Source organism: Novipirellula herctigrandis (assembly GCA_007859835.1).
Lineage (GTDB): Bacteria > Planctomycetota > Planctomycetia > Pirellulales > Pirellulaceae > Novipirellula_A > Novipirellula_A herctigrandis.
Genome location: SJPJ01000010.1, coordinates 1 through 1,851, shown reverse-complemented (window position 1 = coordinate 1,851; position 1,851 = coordinate 1). Strand labels below are relative to the sequence as shown.

At 52.5% G+C, this 1,851-nt stretch carries 1 protein-coding gene; it reads right to left on the bottom strand.

All coding sequences use genetic code 11. From position 1 onward, the window contains the following. Window positions 1–183: 183 nt before the first annotated feature. Window positions 184–1,635, bottom strand: a complete 1,452-nt coding sequence (locus CA13_RS34300) for an IS1380 family transposase (protein WP_146393721.1) — start codon at window positions 1,633–1,635, stop codon at window positions 184–186. Window positions 1,636–1,851: the final 216 nt, after the last annotated feature.

Here is a 1,851-nt window from a genome sequence, read left to right as displayed (position 1 = left end):
ACTAGTCCTCAATCAAGCGATCCACGCGTGACGTTTTCGGGTTTTTCGCTTGTGCGATGCGAGCAGACCGGTGGCCAGGCTTTTTGATTTTCGATCTTGATCTTCGCATGGCTCGTGTTCTTTGAGTTAGGCGTTTGAGCGGTACCGAGACGTCCAGACCTCGGCTTCGTTGGTGCTGAGTCGTCAACATCGCAGTGGCTTGCGGATGTGATCGTGTAGGGTCATCAGTAGGTCCACCGTAGGGCGATAGGTTAACAACCGGAAGACGCGCTGCCGTGACGAACGGATGATTTGAGCGGGAAGAAGGATCAGCGAATTCAAATACGTCCAGAATTCCATCCGAATAATTCGGTTGCGAGCTTCCCGGCGAACACGTTTCTGACTTTCGTTGCCCTTGACTTGAACCAGCAACCCGCTCCAAATCTTCAACGTCCAAGCCAAGGAGGCGAACAGCATGTACGCCATGTTGCTTTCAAGGTTATCCAGCGGAGCGGTCAAGGCTCCACAGGCTTTCAATTGGCTGATCGTGTTTTCTTGGTCGCAACGCTGGTTGCTGCCGCGAATCACTTCCCTCGCTGGCAAAGTTCCTGCTGTTTCATTGGTGATATAAAAGAAGTATCGCTCTTCGGAGAACAGTAGCTGTTGCCCACTGGTTACATCAATGTCTTTGCGAACAACGATCATTCGATAAGTCTTCTCGCATGCGGTGGGACAATACTCGAATTCAGCGTAACTCTCTCCGGTAAGTCGTTGATTCTTGTAGCCATTGGTCTGGACGATTCGTTCTCTCTCGTTCGGACGGCAGGCACGCTCTGCCTTGTCCGGCGTGCTTCGCCTCGAACGGTCAAGCCGTTTCCATGCGGTTTTTGCAAGCGAATCAGCGATGCGGCAGAGGTTCCGATGAGCGGAATAGCCAAGAATGAACTTCACACCTGAGTTGTCCCAGCGATCCAAGTGCTCCGTCGACGAGAAGGCCGTATCGCCACGAAGAACGATCTTTCGAAAGCCCGCCTGTGTGCATTGTTGGATCGCCAAGTCATAGAAAAATGCGGAGTCTTCCTCGCTGGTACGATTGCCGCTACGATTGTGCAGGTAAAGCAGCTCCTGAGTTTCCGCGAGCGTGACGACCAGCGGATGGTAGCCCCATTGGCCTTTGTAGTTGATGCCGATGCCGGATTTCTTTTCACCGCTTGTTTCCACCATCGTTCCGTCTGCTTCGATCGTGGCGCAATCGAGAAAGCTGTCCTCTTGCTGCTTCCAAACGGTTTGCCGAACGCGATTGACTGCCTGCATGACCATGAGCAGCTTGAGGTGACTGAATCTCCGGCAGAAATCTCCAGCAGTAGTCGGGTCGGGTATGCGCTCCGCACCGAGTGCATCGAGATAGGCTTCGTCGTTGCGTCGTTGTTCGATGTGATCCAAGCACGTTCCACCGGCGAGCAGGTTCAGGGCAATGTTGAGAATGTGGTCAGTTTCGTCGTAGGGCAGGTGGAGCTTGAATACCTTTGCCGAACGATTGAGTTCCTTCCGCAGACCAAGCTTCTTGATCAGTTCGAGGATCACTGCGATACCGCCGCAGGAGACCGCCTGCTGTTTCTCGGCGAGTTCGAGTTTCGTGGTGGAAGGACGAATCATGGGCGATTTCCACGCTCCATGCTGGACTGAAATTCTGCGTAATAATCTCCGTTTGCGTTTTCGCAGTTGTTGACGTACCCTGATGTTCACTCGAAACCCCTTGTAGCGTGCGTGGATTGAAGTCTTAGTAACCTCCAATAGACGCGTAAAACGCCAAGGGTTTTCGAGTTTTATAAAATATTCGCGACTTAGCAGTCGCTTGATTGAGGACTAGTC

What these genes read in the sequence shown, in the direction of transcription:
- CA13_RS34300 (WP_146393721.1), bottom strand. Translation starts at nt 1,635, where the DNA reads ATGATTCGTCCTTCCACCACGAAACTCGAACTCGCCGAGAAACAGCAG.